Below are 22208 nucleotides of genomic sequence, written 5' to 3'. Positions count from 1 at the left end.
ATCATGTCTAACACAATCATGCAGACAACCGTGGCTGGCGAGATTGTCGAAGTAGAGGATGCCTCGTACGATCCGGAGGTTGGACAATCGGTGCGACTGGCCGTCCGGGTAGCTGTTGTTGGCACGGGTGTAGCCCTGGCCAACGCGAACGTTGTATTTGAAACCCTGCCTGGGCCGGAGCAGGTGCGAGTGGCGACAGACAGTGAGGGGTGGGCGCCGTTTGTCTACAAGGCCAGCGTGCAAGGGCGCGTTCAGATAACGGCAGTAGTCGAGGGGAGTCCGGCGAAAACGGCGTCACATACTTTCGATGTCGCGGTCGTGAAGGCTGGAGTCTGGGACGATGCCACGATGACTCTCAATAGCGTCGCCGAGAGCGACGCTCGCTGGGGGAAGGAAGCAAGTTTCCCCGAACCACTCCGGCAGCTCACACCATCACTTTGAAGGCTGCCGCCGGAAGCGCTTTGCTCAATCGTAATGTGCAACTGGGCGTCCTGAGCGAGTCATCTCTGGCTGAGCTGGGTATCACGGATGTGAGCCCGGCATTGGGTACCGCTCGGTTACTCACTGCCGCCGGACTCAGTTGGACATTCACCGCCCGTACAACGGCCGGGGGGTATTACTTCCTGGTTCTGGCGGCGAGCCGCCTGATCAATCAATCGGCAGAAAACCATATGTCGCTGGGTCCGAATCCACCGTCGCCGGGTTTGGCAACCTAAAAAACACCCGTCTTCTTCCAGGCAAGATACCGCGTTACGACCCCGGCCCCCAGTTCTTCGGGTCGGGCCTGCACTACTGCAACACCTTGGGTGCTCAAGCGCTCATGGTGTTGCGCGCTGGCGTTGAGGTAATCCACGGCCGCGCAATAGGTCAGCGCTTCATCCTGCGTTTGTACCGATCGATGGCGCAGCTCATCCAGCGTGGTTTCGCGCAGACTGGCGACCAGAACCCGGTGTTGGTGGCTCAAGCGCTGCACGGCATTCAGCAGTTCCTCATCAAATTCATCCCGCAAGTTGGTTACCAGCACCACCAGCGCCCGACGCTTCTGCCTCGCCAGCAACTGATTCACCGCCGCCGGATAATCCGCCGAATGTCGCGTGCTATTTAGATCGTAAACACCGTTGAGCAACACCTTGAGCTGCCCCGCACCTTTGACCGGTGCAATGAACCGCGGCTGATCGCTGGCAAAGGTCATCAATCCCACCGCATCTCCCTGTCGCAGCGCCACATAGCTCAACAGCAAACAAGCATTCAACGCATGATCAAAATGCGACAGCTCACCATCCTGACTGCGCATCTGCCGTCCGCAATCGAGCATGAAAATGATCTGCTGATCCCGTTCGTCTTCGTACTCCCGGGCAATCGGCGTGCGATGGCGGGCGGTGGCTTTCCAGTCGATCTGGCGAAGGCTGTCGCCTTCGCGAAATTCCCGCAGCTGATGGAATTCCATCCCCTGGCCACGGCGTTGGCGCTGGCGTACGCCGAGCTGACTGAGCCAGTTGTCCACCGCCAGCAACTGGCCGCCGTAGAGGCGCGCGAAGTCGGGGTAGACGCGGGTGTGGTCGGTGAGGTTCAGCAGGCGTTTGCCGGACCAAAGGCCCAAGGGGCTTGGCAGGTTGAGTTCGCAGGTGTCGAAGGTGAAGTGGCCGCGGTTGAGCGGACGCAGGCGATAGCCGATCAGGCTGCGCTGGCCGGGTTGAAGCTCGGTGTCGAGTGGCAGGTTTTCGTAGCTGAGGCCGTTGGGTACATGGTCGAAGAGTTGAATGGCCAGTGATTGGTCGAAATCGTGTTCGACCTCCAGCCGCACTTCACTCCAGCGACCGAGGGCCAGGCTGCCGGGCATCTGTCGTTGCACGCGGGGCGAGGGCAGGCGCCTGAGGCGCAGGGCGTCCAGCAGGCTCAATGCAAACAGCGCCAGCAGCAATCCCCAGTTGATCGACAACAGGCTCGAAGGCACTTCCACATCCAGCGCCTGCAACGTGCCCAGCACAATGCCGATGGCCAGCAGAATCGCCAGCCAGATCAACAACAGACGCGAGGGTTTCACAGGCGCGGCGCCGGGATCTGGTCAAGCAGTTGCTGGAGCACCTGATCGACCTGCAGCCCTTCGATGTCCAGCTCCGGTGCGAGGCGCACCCGGTGACGCAGCACCGCCAGCGCGCAACCCTTGATGTCGTCGGGGATTACGAATTCGCCACCGCGCAACAAGGCCCGGGCGCGGGCGCAGCGCACCAGTGCGATGGAAGCCCGTGGCCCGGCGCCGAGGCTCAGCCCCGGCCAGGTGCGGGTGCTGCGAGCGAGGCGCACGGCGTAATCGAGCACCTGATCGTCCAGCGGCAGATCGCTGGCGATGCGTTGCAGGGCTTGCACGTCCTTCGCCTGCAACACGGTGCGCAGTGGTTGCACGTCGAGCATGTCGGCGCGGGTCGAGCGGCTGACCTGGCGCACCATGTCCAGCTCCTGATCGGCGTCGGGGTAGTCCATGCGCACCTTGAGCATGAAGCGGTCGAGTTCGGCTTCGGGCAGCGGGTAAGTGCCTTCCTGTTCGATCGGGTTTTGCGTGGCGAGCACCATGAACGGTTGGGCAATCGGCAGGGCGCGGCCTTCGAGGGTGACCTGACGTTCCTGCATCGCTTCGAGCAATGCGGCTTGCGTCTTGGCCGGGGCGCGGTTGATCTCGTCGGCCAGCAGCAGGTTGGTGAACAGCGGGCCTTTGCGCAGTTTGAACTGCTCGGTCTGCAGGTCATAGACCGCGTGGCCGGTGACGTCGCTGGGCATCAGGTCCGGGGTGAACTGGATGCGCGCGAACTCGCCGCCGAAGCATTTGGCCAGGGCCCGTACTAGTAAAGTCTTGCCGAGGCCGGGAACGCCTTCGAGCAGCACGTGGCCGCCGGCGATCAGCGCGGTCAGCACATCGTCGATCACCGGGTTCTGGCCGATCAGCGCCTTTTGCAATTCACCGCGTACCGCTTGGGCCAACTGACTGGCTCGGTGGCGTTGCTGGGCGGCATGGCTGGGCGAGCCGGGTTCGATGTGTTCGGTCATAACGAGTTCCTCAGGGCTTGCAGGTGGGCGACCTGACGGCAGAATTCGGCGCTGGACAGGCGCCGCTTCGGTGCCGGGCTCAGGGCCTGGCTGATGGCACGGGTCGGCTGGCGGGTCAGGCGTGACAGGGCCAGCCATTGTTCGGCGACGTTCAATTGGTCGAAACCGGGATGACGGTGACGGGCGCGGCGCAGGACGTCTTGCTGCAAGGCTTGCAGCAAAGTCTGTTGACCGTTGTGACGCAGGATGAAATCGGCGCTGGCGCGCAGGTGTTCCATCAACTGACGACGACCGCTCGGGGCAGGAGCCTGCACCGGCCCGTGACGCACGCCGACATGCCACAACCACAGACCGATCAACGCAAGCAGGGCGACGATGGCTTGCGGGAAGTAGCGCCAGAGCAAGGTCAGCAGCCCGTCGTGTTCGGTGTTGTACAGCAGCGTCACGGCGGTGTCGGCGCTCAGATACCAGAGCAGCCACGCGTTGTCGTGTTGAGCGATGGCCGGGGTTTTCCACAGATCGGCATCGGTGACCACGGTGATCGTGCCGACGCCGTAGGGCAGTTGCATCATGTGCGTGGCGCGGGCGCTGTTGGCCCAGGCCTGGGCGAGGTTTTTCGGGTCGTCGAGGTGGAACGCGGTGTCGAACCCGGCGTAGGCGGGGGCGTCTTCGTCTTCCAGATAGAGCTTGGTCAGGTTGGGCCAGGGATCGTCGTCGGCATCCGGTGGCGGGTCTTTCAGATCCTTGCTCAGGGACTGATGCAGTTGCACACGGTCGAGTAGCAGGTCGTTGCTTTGGCCGGTCTTTTCATCCCACAGCGACTCGGCAACGAACACCAGCCGCCCGCCGGCCCGGGCCCAGTTCAAGACCTGATCGACCTGACGCGGCGTCATTTTCGAACGGTCGTTGAACAGCAGCAGCGTGTGTCGTCGAGGGTCGATTTCGGGCAGCACGGCGAGGCTTTCAGCATGGCCGACGGTAATCCCGTGACTGCGTAAAAACATCTCAGCCGCCAGATAAGGATTGGCTTGCGCGGCGGGGGAAGGGCCGTGATCGACCACGGCCTGGTAGGGCGTTGCCTTGAGGTACAGATAAACGCCCAGCGCACTCAGCAGGGCAACAATCAATGCGCCGATCAGCCAGAGTGCGCGCCGGTTCAACGGGCAGCTCCGTGGCCGAACAGAGACCGCCAGCCATCGCACAATTCCTGTTGCAGATGCGCCGCCGGAACGCGGTGCCCATAGGCTATGTTCTGCCAGTGGCCGGTGAGATGACGGCTGTAGGCGAGCAGGTCGGGACGCTGCAAATGTTCGATCCGCGCCAGTACTTCGCTTTCGGTATCGGCCGGTTTCAGGGTCAGGTTGAAGTCGTGCAGCAGATGACTGAGCAACGCCCGATACAGCAGGCCGAGCGCCGCACGGGGCTGGGTCTGCCAGAGCTGTTCGGCGCTGGCGGCGATGTCGTCGGGCAGGGTTTCCTTGCTCAGGTCGAGGCCGAAGGCTTGCTGTGGCACGGGGCGTTTCATCCGCTCGGGCAATCGCGGGCGACGGCTGACGAACGTTTGCAGAAACTCGCGGTAGCGCCAGATCAACCAGCCGACCGCCCCGATCACCACGGCCCACAGCAACACTTCAATGGCCTTGGCCAGCCCGTTGAGGTGTTGACCATTGAGCCAGCCCAGCAGGGTTTTCAGCCATTGTGGGGTTTTGCTGTCCTTGGTCTTTTCGACGGTGGCAGGATCTTCGCCGAAGCGATAACGGGTGACGGTTTCCTTGTTCTTGAACGGCGGTTGTTCCAGCAAGGCCTTGATGCTGTCGCGGGATGCCTGACTGGTCAGCGGCTGATTCAAAAGCCGGGGCGCATCCGGGGCGGTGGCAGGGTCGGCGGCCCATGCCGAGGGCAATCCGGGCAGCAGCAGACAGACCACCAGCAGCAAACCGAGTGCGCTGCTGTTCAGGCGTTGGCGCAAACGGCGGAACACCAGTTCGATGTCCCACGCTTCCAATACCGTGCGCCGGTTCAGATAGAGGCTGAAACCGCAGGCGACGTAGATCGGTTCCCAGATCACCAGTATCAGGGCATAGAAGGCATTGGTCAGGTGTTCGAGCCAGCGCCACTCGTGGTCGGCGGCGAAGATCAGGCTTTGCCAGTCCCAATCGGTTTCGACCTGTTGCGGCAGAAGCAGGTAGAACAACACCATCAGGCCGATCCACAGCGCCGTTTCCAGATGCACGCCAATGATCGTCAGCCACTGGGCCGCGCCGGCATTGCGCTGCAGCAGTACCCGCAAACGCTGCTGGCGTGGGAGACCGCCCAGCCCTTCGAGCTGCACCACCGGCATCAGGAAACTGCGACTAAAGCTCAGGCGTCGCCAGGTCAGACTCGCCAGCAGTTGAGGTTTGAGCAGTTTTGGCCATTGGCGCAATGCCTGTTTCAGCGTGGGTGTTTCGGCGAACAGCGCTTTGGACAGGATGTACAGCGGCAAGCGTTCGTACGCCGGTTTCAGCCACCAGAAGATGAACACCGCGAGCGACGGCGAATCCCAGAACAACAGGCTGAGCAGCACGAACAGCGGCAGGGTGACGATGGCCCAACTGGTCATCAACAGACGCCGGTGCTGCTGGCTCATGCGCACGCCCAGGTCCATGGCCTCCCAGGTGGTACGCGGGCGGATCACCACGGTGGCGTCACTCAGGCGCATGGCGGGTCCTTCCGGCAAACAGCAGATAGATCGCGACGCAGAGCCAGAGCCCGGCGCCGACCAGGTATTTGGACTGCGGCGTGACCCCGGTGCGTGATGACCAATAAGCCTCGATAAACGCGGCGATCAACAGGAACAGCATCACCCCGCAGATCAGCAAAACACTCTGGCGCGCGGCATGTCTCAAGGCCTCGCCGCGTGTCAGGCGACCCGGCGCAATCAACGCCCAACCCAGTTTCAGTCCTGCCGCACCGGCCAGGGCAATGGCGGTGAGTTCGAAGGCACCGTGCCCGATGACGAAGGACCAGAAGGTCTGGCCGTAGCCGATTTCACTCAAGTGCCCGGCCACTGTGCCGATCATCAAGCCGTTGTAGAACAGGAAAAACGCACTGCCCACCCCCAGCAGCAAACCGCTGGCAAAGGTCTGAAAGGCGATGCCGATGTTGTGCATGATGTAGTAGCCGAACATCACCCAGTCTTCGCTGGCTGCGCGTTCGGCGGAGCGCCCGAGGTGGCCGGCGGCGGGGTCGTACATGCTCTGCATCTCGCGCACTTGATCGGCGGGGATCAGGTTGTAGACCAGCTCCGGAAACAGGTACACCAGTAATCCGAACCCGATCAGGCTGCCGAAGAACAGCAGCCCGGCGGCCAGCACGAAACGCCATTCGGCACGTACCAGCTGTGGAAATCCGGCCAGGATGAAGCCCAGCACGTTAGCGCCGAGCTGGCTTCGGTGACGGTAAAGCTGTTGATGGCCGCGCAGTACCAACTGTTGCAACGAGTCGACGAGGAAACTGCTGTAACCACGTTCCTGCGCCAGGGCCAGATGCTGGCAGAGTCGCCGGTAGGCCTTGGGAAATTCAGCCACCTGCGAAGTGTCCTTGCCGCGTTCCAGACGTTCGAGGGCGAGCGTGAAGCGCTCCCATTCGGCCTTGTGACGGGTTTCGAAAAGGCTTTGCTTCATGTCGGCCCCAGCAGGCCGCGGGCGATGCCGTTGAGTTCACCGACGGCTTTCGGCGCGCTGATGTGCAGTGGCTGGGCGAGCAGCGCAGCGAGTTCATTGACCCGCGCCGTCGACAGTTCACCCTGACGTTCGGCGAAAGCGAGCAGGGCCCGTTGTTCCGTCAGGGTCAGCGGGATCGGTGAGCGGCGGGGTTCGGCATCGGGCAATTGCGGGCGCTTGAGCGGGCGTTCGCTGTAGATCACCAGCGTGCCGGCAGCGATGTCGCCGAGGCGTTTGAAGGTCGGATGTTGCAGACAACTGATGGCGCCAAGGAAATAGCCGAACGGCATCAGGTCAACGAAACGCAGCAGATTGCGCAGCAAGGAGGCCGACCAGCCAACCGGGGTTCCATCGTCGTGCACTACCCGCAGGCCCATCCATTGCTTGCCCGGCGAACGACCCTGACGCAGCACTTCGAACAGCACCATGTACCACCAGCTCACCGCAAACAGTAGCAGCGATCCCAGGCCGATGCCGAGCTTGCCGAGCAGCGCCAGCAGCATGAACAGCAGCCCGAGGATCATCCCGCGCAAAACCAAGTCGATGGTGAACGCCACGGCACGCACCATCAGGCCGGCGGGACGCAGCGGCAGGTCGATGCCTTCCGGCGTTTCGACCTGATGCCGTGTGTCCAGCGGCGGGGCCAGCGTTGCTTTCCTTGGCGGTGCTGTGGTCTCGAGCATGGGCTACCTGATGTTGCCGGATCGGGATGCGAGTGAATCCGATGCTAGCAGCCTCTCGGGGGAAAACGACATAACTATGTCATTCACATCCTTCAACCAAAGGTGACTGAATGATGCGGTGCTGGCCGCGACGGCGTTCGAGCGCCTAGACTTTGCCGATCTTCAGTTCAGGAACCGCCCGTGACTTCCATCTTCTGGTACGACTACGAAACCACCGGCATCAATCCGCGATGCGACCGCCCGTTACAGGTGGCCGGGATTCGCACCGACTACGATCTCAACGAAATCGACGAACCGGTCAACCTTTACTGCCAACCCAGCGAAGACATCCTGCCGCACCCGGCGGCGTGTGCAATTACCGGAATCACCCCGAGCCGCCTGGCCGAGCAGGGCTTGAGCGAAGCCGATTTCATGACCCGGGTCCACGCGCAGCTTGCGGCGCCCGGCACTTGCGGCGCGGGGTACAACACTTTGCGTTTCGATGACGAGATGACTCGTTACAGCCTGTACCGCAACTTTTTCGATCCTTATGCCCGGGAGTGGCAGGGCGGCAACAGCCGCTGGGATCTGATCGATGTGGTGCGCGCCGCTTATGCGTTGCGTCCCGATGGTCTGGTCTGGCCCACCGATGACGAAGGCAAGGTCACGCTGAAGCTCGAGCGCCTGACCGCCGCCAACGGCATCGATCACGGCAATGCCCACGAGGCGTTGTCGGACGTTCGCGCCACCATCGCCCTGGCCCGGTTGATCCGCGAGAAGCAGCCCAAGTTGTATGACTGGCTGTTCCAGTTGCGCAGCAAACCGAAGGTCCTTGACCAGATTCGCCTGTTGCAGCCAATGGTGCACATTTCCGGACGCTTCTCGGCGGCGCGCAGTTTTGTCGGTGTGGTGCTGCCGCTGGCCTGGCATCCGCGCAACAAGAACGCCTTGATCGTCTGTGATCTGCATCTGGACCCGCAGGGCCTGCTCGATCTGGATGCGCAGACCTTGCGTCAGCGCCTGTATACCCGTCGTGATGACCTGGCCGAAGGCGAATTGCCGGTGCCGCTCAAGCTCATCCACATCAACAAGTGCCCGGTGGTGGCGCCGATGTCAGTGCTACGGGCCGAGGACCAACAGCGTCTGGGCCTGGACATGGCGCTTTATCAGGCCCGCGCATTGCGACTAAGTGACGCACAACAAGTTTGGAAAGATAAAGTCTCGGCGATTTATGCCAGTGAAGATTTCACTCCGAGCGAAGATCCGGAACAACAGTTGTACGACGGATTTATCGGTGATCGCGACCGGCGACTATGTGAGCAAGTGAGGATGGCAGATCCTGCACAATTGGCGCGAGAGCAATGGCCGTTCGATGACGAACGTTTGCCCGAATTGTTGTTTCGATATCGAGCGCGTAACTTTCCGGATACGTTGAATTTCGAAGAGCAAGAACGCTGGCAAATCTTTTGCCGGCAACGCTTGTCCGACCCTGAATGGGGTGCACCTAATACCCTGGAATCTTTTGCAGAAACCGCAGAGCAGTGGTTGCTTAGTGCGACGCCGATGCAGAGTGAGGTGCTTGCTGAATGGCAGAACTATGTCCAGGCATTACGCAAACGTTTGAATCTTTGAAATCGAACATGTCTGCCACATGAATGACAGGCATAAAAAAACGCCAGCGGATGCTGGCGTTTCTTTTTGTCGCGGGTGGTCTGCGACGGGGATTGCGGCTTAGCCCAGCAGGGTCGCCCAGCCTTCAACCACGTCAGCGCCCCACTTGGCTTTCCACTCTTTCAGCGTTTTGTGGTTGCCACCTTTGGTTTCGATGACTTCACCGTTGTGCGGGTTTTTGTATTGTTTAACTTTGCGTGCACGCTTGGTGCCGGTAGTTTTTACTGCGCCGCCACGTGGAGCCTTGGTTTTGGATTCTGGATCCAGCAGCGCGATGATGTCACGCAGGGACTTGGAGTATTCGCCCATCAGGGTGCGCAGTTTGCCTTCGAATTCCAGCTCGGCTTGCAGTTTGTCGTCTTGCGACAGGTTCTTCAAACGGGCTTGCAGCTCTTTGATTGCTTCTTCGGTGGCACGATATTCGTTGATCAAGGACATGATTACTACCTTATGTGGGAGTGCGCGATGGCAGGGGACAGTGCGGCAATAATAGTCAGGCTGTTTCATCAAGTAAACATTTAACCGGGGTTTTTATTTGAATTAGTTACGGTGAAAAGCCCTGAATTGAATGTTCAGTTAAATAATGTGATGCAGTCTTCACAGATATTCATAGCCAGATGTTCGAACATGATCATTGCTGCGCCATCGTCCTGACGTTTGGCTGCGTCAAAAAAAACTCCAGCGAGGCGCGACGAGGCCCGCAGCTCATCATTACTGCAGTTTTGTGGCGCAGTCGCTAGAATGGCCGCCTTTGCGAAGTTCTGGAGTTTCCCCCTCATGCGCACTTTTCGGTTGGTGATTTCTTGCCCGGACCGCGTTGGCATCGTTGCCAAAGTCAGTAATTTTCTGGCAGCCCACAATGGCTGGATCACCGAAGCGAGCCACCACTCGGACAATCAGGTCGGCTGGTTCTTCATGCGTCACGAAATCCGTGCCGATTCCCTGCCTTTCGGTATCGAGGTATTGCGCGAGAAGTTTGCACCGATCGCCGAAGAGTTCTCGATGGACTGGCGCATCACCGACACGGAGCAGAAGAAGCGCGTGGTGTTGATGGCCAGCCGTGAATCCCACTGCCTCGCCGACCTGTTGCACCGCTGGCACAGCGATGAACTCGATTGCGAGATCTCCTGTGTGATTTCCAACCACGATGACCTGCGCAGCATGGTCGAGTGGCACGGCATTCCTTATTACCACGTCCCGGTCAATCCGCAAGACAAGCAACCGGCCTTCGACGAAGTGTCGCGCCTGGTCAAGCAGCACGATGCCGAAGTGGTGGTGCTGGCGCGCTACATGCAGATCCTGCCGCCGGACATGTGCCGCGAATACGCGCACAAGGTCATCAACATTCACCACAGCTTCCTGCCGTCGTTCGTCGGTGCCAAGCCGTATCACCAGGCGTCGCTGCGCGGCGTGAAGCTGATCGGCGCAACCTGCCACTATGTGACCGAAGAGCTGGATGCCGGCCCGATCATCGAGCAGGACGTAGTGCGCGTCAGCCACAGCGACAGCATCGAAGACATGGTGCGTTTCGGTCGTGACGTCGAGAAGATGGTGCTGGCCCGTGGCCTGCGTTATCACCTGGAAGACCGCGTGCTGGTGCACGGCAACAAGACCGTGGTGTTCTGATCGAACCTTTCGGTTGAAAAACCAAGGGCCTGGGCGTTCAATCGCTTCAGGCCCTTTTTTGTTTCAGCCCCCGGAGAAAACGCCCATGAGCGATCCACTGGACAAAGCCACCTCCAGAGCGCCCGCCACCCTGGGCGAGGGCTGCCTGAGCCGCTATGACCCGGATGACCTGAGTCCGGAGGATGGCACGGACTTCCCCGACGCCGCCGCGTTGTGGGAGCAGCTCAACGAAGAGAAGCCGGACGATACTAAGCCTGGCGCACCTTCATCAGCTTCCTGAGCAGCGGACGTCCGAGCATCAGCAGGAAAATCGGCCCGCCGACCAGCAGGTAGAAGTAGAACGTCATCGCCCGCCAGATCAGGATCGCCGCCGCAGCGGTCGAAGCCCCCACCATGGGCGCCAGCAGTGCCGCCGACGTCAGTTCCGCCGCCCCGGCACCACCCGGCAACAGGCTGAATTGTCCCGCCCCCAGCGACAGCATCTGAATCAGAAACGTCCAGGCCCACTGCACGTCCGCCCCCAGCCCGCGCAGCGCCAGATACAGCACGCTGTAACGCAGCGACCAATGCACGCAGGTCAGGGCAAACACCTTGAACAGCGTTTGTCGCGGCAGTTTCAAAGCATCGGTGAACGCCGCAAGAAAATGCAGCAGCTTGCGGGCCCAGCGCCATCCCGTGGCGGGTTGCACGTTCATGCGCGCCAGCAGCCGGCCACTCAGGCGAATCAGCGTCCGGTGATAACGCGCCACCAGCACACAACCGAACAGCCCGCCGAACAACGAAATGGCGCTGACGATCAGCAGCCACTCCATCCGGTCGCTCAGGTGCTGGAACAAGGCATAAATCAGAATCCCGCCCAGTGCGCAGAGAAAAAACAGCAAGTCGCTCAACTGATCCATTGCAAACACCGCGCTGCCCCGGGCCGGTCGCACCCCGCTGCGAGCCAGCAGCGCCATGATTGTCAACGGTCCGCCAGTGCCGCCGGGTGTGGCGCACCAGGCGAATTCGGCGGCCATGACCACGCCAAGGCTCTTCAGCGGCGTGACCCGTTCACGCTGATCGCCGAGCAGCAGTCGCAGGCGCAACGTATTGATGCCCCAGCACAGCAGAACCATGGCCAGCAGGATCGACAGCCAGTGCAGGGGAAAGGCTTGCAGGCGCGTCCAGGTTTCCCCGCCGCCCAGTAACGAAGGGATCAGCACGGCGGCCAGCAGACCGATCAGCAACAGAATGCCGCGACTCATGCGCGATGTCCGTGCTGGCGCGTCAGCGTGATTTCAGCGATATGCACAGTGAACGCCCCTTCGCTCGTTGATGTCCCGTGTTGACCTTACTCCAGAATAGATGTTCGGTCGGGATGTGCGGGGGGAGGTTTTGCGGCAGGTGAGATGTCTTCGCGGGCTGACCCGCGAAGACAATCGGGGAGGGCTTAAATACGGAAGCTGCCGACCAGTTGCTTCAAACGCGAAGCCTGTTGCTCAAGATCGGAACAGGCGCGTAAGGTCGCCTGCAAGTTCTCGACGCCTTCCTGGTTCAGCGTATTGATCTCGGTGATATCGACGTTGATCGACTCGACCACGGCAGTCTGTTCCTCGGTCGCGGTGGCCACCGACTGGTTCATCCCGTCGATCTCGCCGATGCGCTGGGTCACGCTGTTCAGGCGTTCGCCGGCGAGGTTGGCGATCTCTACGCTGTCCTGGCTGTGGCGCTGGCTGTCGCTCATGGTGCTGACCGATTCGCGGGCGCCGACTTGCAGCTCCTCGATCATGGTCTGCACCTGCTGCGCCGACTCTTGAGTGCGGTGGGCGAGGTTGCGCACCTCGTCCGCCACCACCGCAAAACCGCGACCGGCTTCACCGGCCCGCGCAGCTTCGATGGCGGCGTTGAGCGCCAGCAGGTTGGTCTGCTGGGAAATGCTGGTGATCACTTCGAGAATCTGGCCGATGTTCACGGTCTTGCTGTTCAGCGATTCGATGTTGCTGCTGGACGCGCTGAGCATGCTCGACAATTGATTCATCGCCTTGATGCTGCGATCCACCACTTGCTGGCCGTCTTCGGCCAGGCCACGGGCGTCGCTGGCCTGGGTCGAAGCTTGTGCGGCGTTACGGGCGATTTCCTGAGCGGCGGCACCGAGCTGGTTGATCGCGGCGGCCACGCTGTTGGTGCGCGAGGCCTGCTGGTCGGAGTTGTACATCGACGAGTTGGACGCCGCGACCACGCGCAGGGCGACTTCGTTGACTTGCCCGGTGGCGGACGACACTTCGCGGATCGAACCGTGAATCCGCTCGACGAAGCGGTTGAATGCCGTTCCCAGCACGCCGAATTCGTCCTGGTTCTGGATGGTCAGGCGTTTGGTCAGGTCGCCTTCGCCGTCGGCGATGTCTTCCATGGCGCGGGTCATGACGTGCAGCGGCTGGATCAGGATGCGGATCAGCATGCCGAGCAGGGCGATGATGATGGCCACGGCAATCACGGTCGCGATCACCGCCGAGGTGCGGAACTGGCTGAGCATCGAGAAGGCTTTGTCCTTGTCCACGGACAGGCCGATGTACCAGTTCACCGACGGCAGGCCCTTGATCGGGGCGAAGGTGACGATGCGGGTCTTGCCGTCGACAGTGATTTCACTGAAGTCGCTGCTGATGCGCGGGGTGTCCTGCGGATAGGCTTCCTTAAGTGACTTCATCACCAGCGCTTTGTCCGGGTGCACCAGGATCTTGCCGTCGGCGCTGACCAGGAATGCGTAGCCCATGCCGGAGAAGTCCCGGGCGCTGAGGGTGTCGATCAGGGTTTGCAGGCTCAGGTCACCGCCCACCACGCCGACGCTCTGGCCGGCCTTTTTCGCGGCGGTGGCGATGGAGATGATGGTCTGGCCGGTGGCCGCGTCGATGTACGGTTCGGTCAGGGTCGAGGTGCTGCTGCTTTCGGCACCTTTATACCAGGGGCGGACCCGCGGATCGAAACCGTCCGGCATCTTCGCATCCGGACGGATGGTGAAGTGCCCGGTGGCGTCGCCGAGGTAGGACGCCATGAAGGTCGACGTCAGGGCTTTCTGTTCCAGCAGGCTGGCGACGGCGGACGGCTCGGGGTTGATCGCAATGTTCTGTGCCGCGTTCTCGATCAGCAGGATGCGCCCGCTGAGCCAGGTCTGGATGTTGTCGGCAGTGACCTCGCCCATCTCGTTGAGGTAGTTGTTCAGGTCGTCGCGGATTGCATTGCGTTGCAGCCAGTCGTTGTACAGCGTGAACGAGGCGAAGGCGGCAATGACGATGAGGGCGGCGGCAAGCAAGATTTTATGGCTGAAGCGTAGATTTTTGTTCATGGCTTGGGGTTCCGCTAAGGTCTTAATGTCCAGGGCGTGCTTTTATAAAGGCGCGCAAAATGGGCAGGGGTGAAAGCTCACTGATATTTCCGTCTCTCCTTAGGGAAATCTCAGACCGGACTTTTGATCGGGTCTCTCACTCCTCTCTATCGGCCATGCTCGACAAAGATTAACTATTGGGTGACCAAATGCCTGACTCCTCGCAACTCGTTATCGGCGCCGACCTCGCCGGGCAACCGATCGCCCAGGCGATGCGCCTGGCCAACCGTCACGGACTGGTGGCCGGCGCGACCGGCACCGGCAAGACCGTCACTTTGCAGCGTCTGGCCGAAGCCTTCAGCGACGCCGGGGTCGCGGTGTTCGCCGCCGACATCAAGGGTGACCTGTGCGGCCTCGGCGCTACTGGCAATCCCCAGGGCAAGGTCGCCGAGCGCATCGCCGGCATGCCATGGCTCAATTACAAGCCCCAGGCTTATCCCGTGACCTTGTGGGACATTCACGGGGAGTCCGGTCATCCGTTGCGCACCACCCTGAGTGAAATGGGGCCGTTATTGATCGGTGCGTTGCTGGAGCTGACCGACAGCCAGCAGTCGGCGTTGTACGCGGCGTTCAAGGTCGCGGACCGTGAAGGGCTGTTGCTGCTGGACCTGAAAGACCTGAAAGCACTGCTCAATCACCTCAAGGACAACCCGCAGCTGCTCGGCGACGACGCGGCGTTGTTCACCACCGGCTCCAGCCAGGCACTGTTGCGGCGTCTGGCCATCCTCGAACAGCAGGGCGCTGAGGCCTTGTTCGGCGAACCGGCGTTGCAACTGGAAGACATCCTGCAACTGGCCGCCGACGGTCGCGGGCGCATTCATTTGCTGGATGCCAGTCGTCTGGTGCATGAAGCGCCGAAGGTCTACGCGACATTCCTGCTCTGGTTGCTCGCCGAGCTGTTCGAGCAACTGCCGGAGCGGGGCGATGCCGACAAGCCGTTGCTGGCGCTGTTCTTCGACGAAGCGCACTTGTTGTTCGGCGATACGCCCAAAGCCTTGCAGGAACGTCTGGAACAAGTGGTGCGCCTGATCCGTTCCAAGGGCGTCGGAGTGTATTTCGTCACCCAGTCGCCGGGCGATCTGCCGGACAACGTGCTGGCGCAACTGGGCTTGCGGGTGCAGCACGGTCTGCGGGCGTTCACCGCCAAGGAGCAGAAATCCCTGCGGGCGGTGGCGGATGGTTTCCGCCCGAATCCGGCGTTCGATACGTTGTCGGTGTTGACCGAACTCGGGATTGGCGAAGCGCTGGTCGGCACCTTGCAGGAAAAGGGCACGCCGGAAATGGTCCAGCGCGTTCTGGTGGCGCCGCCGCAGTCGCGGATCGGGCCGTTGACCGAGACTGAACGCACGGTGCTGATTGCCGGGTCGCCGTTCAAGGGGCGTTATGACAAGCCGATCGACCGCGAGTCGGCTTATGAAATCCTCACCGGGCGCAAGAACCTGGGTCCTGAAGCCGAGGCGATACCTGGCAAACCGGCGCCTGAAGAGCCAAGCCTGGCGGACAAGGCCGGGGAATTCCTCGGGACCGCGGCGGGGCAGGCGTTGAAATCGGCGATGCGTCAGGCGGCGAACCAGTTGGGCCGGCAGTTGGTGCGGGGATTGATGGGCTCATTGCTCGGTGGCAGCAAGCGCCGCTAAGAGTTGTGACGGGCGGGCCAGGGTCAGGATTTGGCCTTGGCGTGCGCTGCCAGACGCTCCAGCGCCGCCCGCAGGCTCGGATCGCTGATCCCGTCGGCGGTGGACTGAATGGTCGCTGCGGCATCCGTCGACAGATCCATCGTGTGCCCCGCTGCTCTTGGCGGGGTGACAGGTGGTCGCACCGAGAACTTGATCCGCGTCAGACCGGCGAACTCGTCGAACATCTGCAATTGCCGCAGCAGGCGTTTTTGCTGGTAACGCAGTCGCGTGGCCCAATGACCGTCGGTGACCACCAGCGACAGTTCGCCTTCGCGCCACTTGGCCACATGGCAGTGCTCGCGGGCGGCGGGTTGCAGCTGGCTGTCGAGCAGACGCTGCAGATGGGCCAGGCGTTGAGCATGGCCGAGGATGGCTTTCAACGGCCTGGCTTCGCGTAGCAGAACGGCGGGCGCTCTGGCTGTAAGAGGGCGAAATGCCATGATCCAACACCTGAAGTTGCAAAGGCGCCATGGTAGCAGATGGGCCCCATTTCACTCGCCCATTGCTTTTGTCCCTGCTTTGCCCATTAAATCAACGATTAACTTCTGCCGCCAACGGCTTGAAGTTGAGCAAAACGCCCCTATTTTAAGTGAGCCCCGTCAAAGCGCAGTGCCAGCATCGTGGAATATCCCCACTTTCCTCACCACCGTTTCCGGGTAGAATGCTCGTTCGCATGCGGCCATGAGGGCTGCACGGGCGACTCACGGGGCCGCCCTCCATCCCTTTAGTGTGGAAGATCCTGCCGATATGTTTGCGCCTTTGTTAAAGAAACTTTTTGGAAGCAAGAACGAGCGTGAAGTCAAACGCATGCTCAAGACGGTGCAGCTCGTCAATGCCTTCGAAGAGAAGATGGTCGCCCTCTCGGACGATCAACTGCGCGCCAAGACCGCAGAGTTCAAGGACCGCATTGCCAAGGGGGAGACCCTCGACAAGCTGTTGCCGGAAGCCTTTGCGGTCGCCCGCGAAGCCGGCAAGCGTGTCATGGGCATGCGCCACTTCGATGTCCAGCTGATCGGCGGCATGACCCTGCATGAAGGCCGGATCGCCGAAATGCGTACCGGTGAAGGCAAGACCCTGGTGGGTACCCTGGGCGTTTACCTCAACGCGCTGTCCGGCAAGGGCGTGCACGTTGTGACCGTGAACGACTACCTGGCCCGCCGTGACGCCAACTGGATGCGCCCGCTGTACGAATTCCTCGGTCTGACCGTCGGCATCGTGACGCCGTTCCAGCCGCCGGAAGAGAAGCGCGCCGCCTACGCCGCCGACATCACCTACGGCACCAACAACGAATTCGGCTTCGACTACCTGCGCGACAACATGGCGTTCAGCATGGAAGAGAAATTCCAGCGCGAACTCAACTTTGCCGTGATCGACGAAGTCGACTCCATCCTCATCGACGAAGCACGTACCCCGCTGATCATTTCCGGTCAGGCCGAGGACAGCTCCAAGCTGTATATCGAGATCAACAAGCTGATCCCGAAACTCAAGCTGCACGTTGAAGAAGTCGAAGGCGAAGTCACCCAGGAAGGTCACTTCACCGTCGACGAGAAGACCCGTCAGGTCGAACTCAACGAAGCCGGTCACCAGTTCATCGAAGACCAGCTGACCAGCATCGGTCTGCTGGCCGAGGGCGAGAGCCTGTACTCGGCGCACAACCTGAGCCTGCTGACTCACGTCTACGCCGGCCTGCGTGCGCACAAACTGTTCAACCGCAACGTCGAATACATCGTGCAGGACGGTCAGGTCGTACTGGTCGACGAACACACCGGTCGTACCATGCCGGGCCGTCGTCTGTCCGAAGGCCTGCACCAGGCCATCGAGGCCAAGGAAAACCTGAACATCCAGGCCGAAAGCCAGACCCTGGCATCGACCACGTTCCAGAACTACTTCCGTCTGTACGAAAAACTGTCCGGCATGACCGGTACTGCGGACACCGAAGCGTTCGAATTCCATCAGATCTACAACCTGCCGGTCATCGTGATCCCGACCAACAAGCCGTTGGCCCGTAAGGACTACAACGACCTGGTGTTCCTGACCGCCGAAGAGAAATACGCGGCGATCGTCAACGACATCAAGGAAAGCATGGCGGCCGGTCGTCCGGTGCTGGTGGGTACTGCGACCATCGAAACTTCCGAGCACATGTCCGCATTGCTCGTGAAGGAAGGTATCGAACACAAGGTTCTGAACGCCAAGTTCCACGAAAAAGAAGCCGAGATCATCGCGCAGGCCGGTCGTCCGGGCGCCCTGACCATCGCCACCAACATGGCCGGTCGTGGTACCGACATCCTGTTGGGCGGCAACTGGGAAGTTGAAGTGGCGTCGCTGGAAAACCCGACCCCTGAGCAGATCGCGCAGATCAAGGCCGACTGGCAGAAGCGTCACCAGCAAGTGCTGGAGTCCGGCGGTCTGCAGGTGATCGCGTCCGAGCGTCACGAATCCCGTCGTATCGACAACCAGCTGCGTGGCCGTGCCGGCCGTCAGGGTGATGCCGGTTCCAGCCGCTTCTACCTGTCGCTGGAAGACAGCCTGATGCGCATCTTCGCCTCCGACCGGGTGAAGAACTTCATGAAGGCCCTGGGCATGCAGCCTGGCGAAGCGATCGAGCACCGCATGGTGACCAACGCCATCGAAAAGGCCCAGCGCAAGGTTGAAGGTCGCAACTTCGACATCCGTAAACAACTGCTGGAGTTCGACGACGTCAACAACGAGCAGCGTAAAGTGATCTATCACATGCGCAACACGTTGCTGGCCGCAGACAACATCGGCGAAACCATCGCTGATTTCCGTCAGGACGTCCTGAACGCCACCGTCAGCGCGCACATTCCGCCACAATCGCTGCCTGAGCAGTGGGACGTGGCCGGTCTGGAAGCCGCGATTGCCAGCGACTTCGGCGTGAAGCTGCCGATCCAGCAATGGCTCGACGAAGACGATCACCTGTACGAAGAAACCCTGCGCGAGAAGCTGATGAACGAGCTGATCGCCGCGTACAACGAGAAAGAAGACCAGGCCGGTGCCGACGCACTGCGCTCCTTCGAGAAGCAAATCGTGCTGCGCGTGCTGGACGACCTGTGGAAAGACCACCTGTCGACCATGGATCACCTGCGTCACGGCATCCACCTGCGTGGTTATGCGCAGAAGAACCCGAAGCAGGAATACAAGCGCGAGTCCTTCACGCTGTTCTCCGAGCTGCTGGATTCGATCAAGCGCGACTCGATCCGTGTGCTGTCGCACGTTCAGGTTCGCCGCGAAGATCCGGCCGAGGAAGAGGCGCGTCTGCGTCAGGAAGCCGAGGCACTGGCCGCTCGCATGCAGTTCGAACACGCCGAAGCCCCGGGTCTGGAGCAGCCGGAAGCACTGGTCGGTGAAGAGGTCGATGTGGCCCTGGCCACCGCACCGGTTCGCAACGAGCAGAAGCTGGGCCGCAACGAACTGTGCTACTGCGGTTCGGGCAAGAAATTCAAGCATTGCCACGGGCAGATCCAGTAAACCCCGTTTCAATCGCTGAAATACCCGCGCCGCGACCGGCACCAGCCGTCGCGGCGTTTTGCCATTTACACCACCGCCACTACGCTTGGCGGTGCTGACATCATTGAGTAAGGAGCGCATTCATGGCTGTTGGTCTTGGTCCTTTGCCAACGTTGCACCCGGTTGCCGGTTTTGAACTCGGTATCGCTTCGGCCGGCATCAAGCGCCCTGGGCGCAAGGATGTCGTCGTGATGCGTTGCGCTGAAGGTTCGACCGTGGCGGGCGTGTTCACGTTGAACGCTTTCTGTGCAGCGCCGGTGATCCTGGCCAAGAAACGCGTGCAGAACGCTGTGCGCTACCTGCTGACCAACACCGGCAATGCCAACGCCGGCACTGGCGAACCGGGCCTGGCCGCCGCCGAGCGCACTACCGCCAGACTGGCTGAACTGACCGGCGTGGATGCCAGCCAGATCCTGCCGTACTCCACCGGTGTGATCGGCGAGCCGCTGCCGGTCGAGAAGATCGAAGGCGCCTTGCAGGCCGCGCTGGACGACTTGTCGGAAAACAACTGGGAAGCCGCCGCCACCGGCATCATGACCACCGACACTTTGCCAAAGGGTGCGAGCCGCCAGTTCCAGCATGACGGCGTGACCATCACCGTCACCGGCATCAGCAAGGGCGCGGGCATGATCCGTCCGAACATGGCCACCATGCTCGGCTACATCGCCACCGACGCCAAAGTCTCCCGCGAGGTGCTGCACAACCTGATGCTGGACGGCGCCAACAAGTCGTTCAACCGCATCACCATCGACGGCGACACCTCGACCAACGACTGCTGCATGCTGATCGCCACCGGCAAGGCTGCGCTGCCGGAAATCACCCGTGCCGAAGGCGAGCTGTTCGCCAAGCTGAAACAGGCCGTGTTCGAGGTGTGCATGGACGTGGCCCAGGCCATCGTGCGTGACGGCGAAGGTGCGACCAAGTTCGTGACCGTTGAAGTCAACGGCGGCGGCAATCACCGAGGAGTGCCTGGACGTCGGCTACACCGTGGCCCACTCGCCGCTGATCAAGACCGCACTGTTCGCCTCCGACCCGAACTGGGGCCGGATCCTCGCCGCTGTCGGCCGTGCCGGCGTGCCGGATCTGGACGTGAGCAAGATCGACGTGTTCCTCGGCGAAGTGTGCATCGCCAGCCGTGGCGCCCGCGCCGCGACCTACACCGAAGCACAGGGTTCGGCAGTGATGCAGCAGGAAGAAATCACCATCCGTATCGAGCTGGGTCGCGGCGATTGCAGCGAAACCATCTGGACCACCGACCTGTCCCACGAGTACGTGAAGATCAACGCCGAATACCGCACCTGATCCCTGCCGAAGAGGGAGGTCTGCGGACCTCCTCTTCTTCTGTCCCATGAAAGGACCCGAACATGAGCCTTCACCTGATCATCGGCGACAAACTGCTTTCCTCCTGGTCCCTGCGCGCGGCACTGGCGCTTGAGCTGACCGGCGCACCCTACACCGAAGAATTGATCAAGCTCGGCAAGCCCGACACCCGCGAGCGCCTGCTCAAGCATTCGCCCACCGGCAAGGTGCCGTTGCTGACCACCGCACGAGGCACCATCGCCGACTCTCTGGCGATTGCCGAATACCTGGCCGAACAGTTTCCATCCGAACAACTCTGGCCGACCGATATTGCGGCTCGCGCCCAGGCGCGTTCTGCCTGCGCGCAGATGCACAGCGGTTTTTTCGCCATGCGCAATCACATGCCGTTCAACCTGAGCCACGACGCACCGCTCAATCCGGTGCCGCCGGAAGTGAAGGTTGATGTCGAGCGTATGCTGGCGCTGTGGGCTGAATGCCGTGCCGTTGCCACCGAGCCGGGGCCGTTCCTGTTTGGTCGCGTGTCGTTGGCGGATGCGTTCTTCGCGCCGATTGCCGTGCGTCTGCGTACCTATCAGGTGCAGCTGCCGACCGAAGATGAAGCCTATGTTGAAACCGTCTACCAATGGCCGGCCTTCAAGGCCTGGCAAAAGGCCGGACTGGAGGAGTTGCAGTCGTGAAACGTGTACACGTCGCCGCTGCCGTCATTCGTGACGACAGCGGCAAGATTCTCATCGCCCGCCGGGCCGATACCCAGCATCAGGGTGGTCTCTGGGAGTTTCCCGGTGGCAAGGTCGAAGCCGATGAGTCGGTGCAAACCGCGCTGGCTCGTGAGCTGCACGAAGAATTAGGCATTGTCGTCGGCGCCGCCCGACCGCTTATCAAGGTGCGCCACGATTATCCGGACAAGCAGGTGTTGCTGGATGTCTGGGAAGTTTCGAGCTTCACCGGCGAACCCCACGGCGCCGAAGGCCAACCGTTGGCCTGGGTGTCGGCGAAGGAACTGACGAATTATGAGTTCCCGGCGGCCAACCAGCCGATCGTCGCGGCGGCGCGTCTGCCCGCTGAGTACCTCATCACCCCGGAAGATCTGGAAGCCCCGGCCTTGTTGCGCGGCATCCAGAAGGCGATTACCGGCGGCATCAAGCTGATTCAGCTGCGTGCGCCCAATGGCTATGACCCGAAATACCGCGATCTCGCGGTGGACGCGGTCGGCCTGTGTGCCGGCAAGGCTCAGCTGATGATCAAGGGCCCGTTCGAGTGGCTGGGGGATTTCCCGTCCGCCGGTTGGCACATCACCTCGGCGCAACTGCGCAAGTATGCGGCAGCGGGGCGTCCGCTACCGGCGGAGCGCTGGCTGGCGGCGTCCTGCCACAATGCGGAAGAACTGGCGCTGGCCGAGCAGATGGGCGTGGATTTCGTCACCCTGTCGCCGGTGCAGCCGACCCTGACTCACCCGGATGCGCAGCCGTTGGGCTGGGAGCAGGCTTCGACACTGATCGAAGGCTTCAGCAAGCCGGTGTTCCTGTTGGGCGGCGTCGGCCCCGCGGAGCGCGAGAAAGCGTGGAATGCCGGGGCTCAGGGTGTGGCGGGGATTCGGGCGTTCTGGCCTGAGGTCTGAATGGGT

The 22208-nt window shown here is 61.5% G+C and carries 18 protein-coding genes and 2 pseudogenes; 9 read left to right on the top strand and 11 right to left on the bottom strand.

Going from position 1 to position 22208, the window contains the following annotated elements; all coding sequences use genetic code 11:
• Window positions 1–3: 3 nt before the first annotated feature.
• On the top strand, window positions 4–441 hold the full coding sequence (locus R1A29_RS22360; RefSeq protein WP_438299614.1) for a hypothetical protein: 438 nt from the start codon (window positions 4–6) through the stop codon (window positions 439–441).
• A 271-nt stretch (window positions 442–712) separates the two neighbouring features.
• Here R1A29_RS22360 and R1A29_RS22355 read toward each other — a convergent pair whose 3' ends face one another.
• Genes R1A29_RS22355 through R1A29_RS22330 form a run of 6 tightly spaced genes read right to left on the bottom strand, consistent with a single transcriptional unit; the run spans window position 713 to window position 7429 of the window.
• Window positions 713–2044: a DUF58 domain-containing protein gene (locus tag R1A29_RS22355; RefSeq protein ID WP_438299613.1), complete on the bottom strand. Its 1332-nt coding sequence runs from the start codon at window positions 2042–2044 to the stop codon at window positions 713–715.
• The gene (locus tag R1A29_RS22350) at window positions 2041–3042 is read right to left on the bottom strand and encodes an AAA family ATPase (protein WP_085689472.1); all 1002 of its coding nucleotides are present in this window, start codon (window positions 3040–3042) and stop codon (window positions 2041–2043) included. Before R1A29_RS22350 ends, R1A29_RS22355 begins: the two co-directional genes overlap by 4 nt.
• Complete coding sequence (locus R1A29_RS22345) at window positions 3039–4202, bottom strand: DUF4350 domain-containing protein (protein WP_438299612.1); 1164 nt, start codon at window positions 4200–4202, stop codon at window positions 3039–3041. The genes R1A29_RS22350 and R1A29_RS22345 overlap by 4 nt, the downstream gene beginning before the upstream one ends.
• On the bottom strand, window positions 4199–5743 hold the full coding sequence (locus R1A29_RS22340) for a DUF4129 domain-containing protein (protein WP_438299611.1): 1545 nt from the start codon (window positions 5741–5743) through the stop codon (window positions 4199–4201). Before R1A29_RS22340 ends, R1A29_RS22345 begins: the two co-directional genes overlap by 4 nt.
• Window positions 5730–6707, bottom strand: a complete 978-nt coding sequence (locus R1A29_RS22335; RefSeq protein ID WP_438299610.1) for a stage II sporulation protein M — start codon at window positions 6705–6707, stop codon at window positions 5730–5732. The genes R1A29_RS22340 and R1A29_RS22335 overlap by 14 nt, the downstream gene beginning before the upstream one ends.
• Entirely contained in the window at window positions 6704–7429 is a 726-nt protein-coding gene (locus tag R1A29_RS22330; RefSeq protein WP_438299609.1) for an RDD family protein, read from the bottom strand. Before R1A29_RS22330 ends, R1A29_RS22335 begins: the two co-directional genes overlap by 4 nt.
• 180 nt (window positions 7430–7609) lie before the next feature.
• On the opposite strand from R1A29_RS22330, the gene sbcB reads away from it, so the two are divergent.
• Window positions 7610–9040, top strand: coding sequence for an exodeoxyribonuclease I (gene sbcB / locus R1A29_RS22325; RefSeq protein ID WP_438299608.1), 1431 nt, complete (start codon window positions 7610–7612; stop codon window positions 9038–9040).
• Between the two features lie 99 nt (window positions 9041–9139).
• Here sbcB and mvaT read toward each other — a convergent pair whose 3' ends face one another.
• Window positions 9140–9517, bottom strand: coding sequence for a histone-like nucleoid-structuring protein MvaT (gene mvaT, locus R1A29_RS22320; RefSeq protein WP_438299607.1), 378 nt, complete (start codon window positions 9515–9517; stop codon window positions 9140–9142).
• 339 nt (window positions 9518–9856) lie between these two features.
• On the opposite strand from mvaT, the gene purU reads away from it, so the two are divergent.
• Together purU and R1A29_RS22310 are read left to right on the top strand one after the other, a co-directional pair.
• Window positions 9857–10705 (top strand): formyltetrahydrofolate deformylase, encoded by an 849-nt coding sequence (purU, locus tag R1A29_RS22315; protein WP_007912774.1) that lies wholly within the window; start codon window positions 9857–9859, stop codon window positions 10703–10705.
• 85 nt (window positions 10706–10790) lie between these two features.
• Entirely contained in the window at window positions 10791–10985 is a 195-nt protein-coding gene (locus R1A29_RS22310; RefSeq protein WP_438299606.1) for a hypothetical protein, read from the top strand.
• Here R1A29_RS22310 and R1A29_RS22305 read toward each other — a convergent pair.
• From R1A29_RS22305 to R1A29_RS22295, 3 genes and pseudogenes are all read right to left on the bottom strand, one after another.
• Window positions 10954–11949, bottom strand: a complete 996-nt coding sequence (locus R1A29_RS22305) for a lysylphosphatidylglycerol synthase transmembrane domain-containing protein (RefSeq protein WP_438299605.1) — start codon at window positions 11947–11949, stop codon at window positions 10954–10956. The two genes, R1A29_RS22310 and R1A29_RS22305, sit on opposite strands and share 32 nt — an antisense overlap.
• A 185-nt stretch (window positions 11950–12134) precedes the next feature.
• Complete coding sequence (locus tag R1A29_RS22300; RefSeq protein ID WP_371320922.1) at window positions 12135–12899, bottom strand: methyl-accepting chemotaxis protein; 765 nt, start codon at window positions 12897–12899, stop codon at window positions 12135–12137.
• A 93-nt stretch (window positions 12900–12992) separates the two neighbouring features.
• Window positions 12993–14024: pseudogene (locus R1A29_RS22295) on the bottom strand (HAMP domain-containing protein); the annotation flags it as partial.
• 188 nt (window positions 14025–14212) lie between these two features.
• On the opposite strand from R1A29_RS22295, the gene R1A29_RS22290 reads away from it, so the two are divergent.
• The gene (locus tag R1A29_RS22290) at window positions 14213–15700 is read left to right on the top strand and encodes a helicase HerA-like domain-containing protein (protein WP_438299604.1); all 1488 of its coding nucleotides are present in this window, start codon (window positions 14213–14215) and stop codon (window positions 15698–15700) included.
• Window positions 15701–15723: 23 nt separating this feature from the next.
• Here R1A29_RS22290 and R1A29_RS22285 read toward each other — a convergent pair whose 3' ends face one another.
• Window positions 15724–16179 carry a DUF721 domain-containing protein gene (locus R1A29_RS22285; RefSeq protein ID WP_438299603.1) on the bottom strand — a complete coding sequence of 152 codons (456 nt, stop codon included), beginning with the start codon at window positions 16177–16179 and terminating at the stop codon, window positions 15724–15726.
• Window positions 16180–16486: 307 nt separating this feature from the next.
• Between R1A29_RS22285 and secA the strand changes: the two genes are divergently transcribed.
• The 4 genes and pseudogenes from secA to R1A29_RS22265 all read left to right on the top strand — a co-directional run bounded on the left by secA (window position 16487) and on the right by R1A29_RS22265 (window position 22202).
• The gene (secA, locus tag R1A29_RS22280) at window positions 16487–19225 is read left to right on the top strand and encodes a preprotein translocase subunit SecA (RefSeq protein ID WP_085709609.1); all 2739 of its coding nucleotides are present in this window, start codon (window positions 16487–16489) and stop codon (window positions 19223–19225) included.
• A gap of 122 nt (window positions 19226–19347) precedes the next feature.
• Window positions 19348–20566 (top strand): annotated as a pseudogene (argJ, locus tag R1A29_RS22275) (bifunctional glutamate N-acetyltransferase/amino-acid acetyltransferase ArgJ).
• 62 nt (window positions 20567–20628) lie between these two features.
• A complete protein-coding gene (locus R1A29_RS22270) occupies window positions 20629–21261 on the top strand; it encodes a glutathione S-transferase family protein (protein WP_438299602.1) in 633 nt (210 codons plus the stop codon).
• Complete coding sequence (locus R1A29_RS22265) at window positions 21258–22202, top strand: Nudix family hydrolase (RefSeq protein ID WP_438299601.1); 945 nt, start codon at window positions 21258–21260, stop codon at window positions 22200–22202. Before R1A29_RS22270 ends, R1A29_RS22265 begins: the two co-directional genes overlap by 4 nt.
• Window positions 22203–22208 lie beyond the last annotated feature (6 nt).

Source organism: Pseudomonas sp. NMS19W (assembly GCF_051554255.1).
In the GTDB taxonomy this organism is placed as follows: Bacteria; Pseudomonadota; Gammaproteobacteria; order Pseudomonadales; family Pseudomonadaceae; genus Aquipseudomonas; species Aquipseudomonas kribbensis.
The sequence above is the reverse complement of the archived record's forward strand: the minus strand, read 5'-3'. Positions and strand labels throughout refer to the sequence as shown.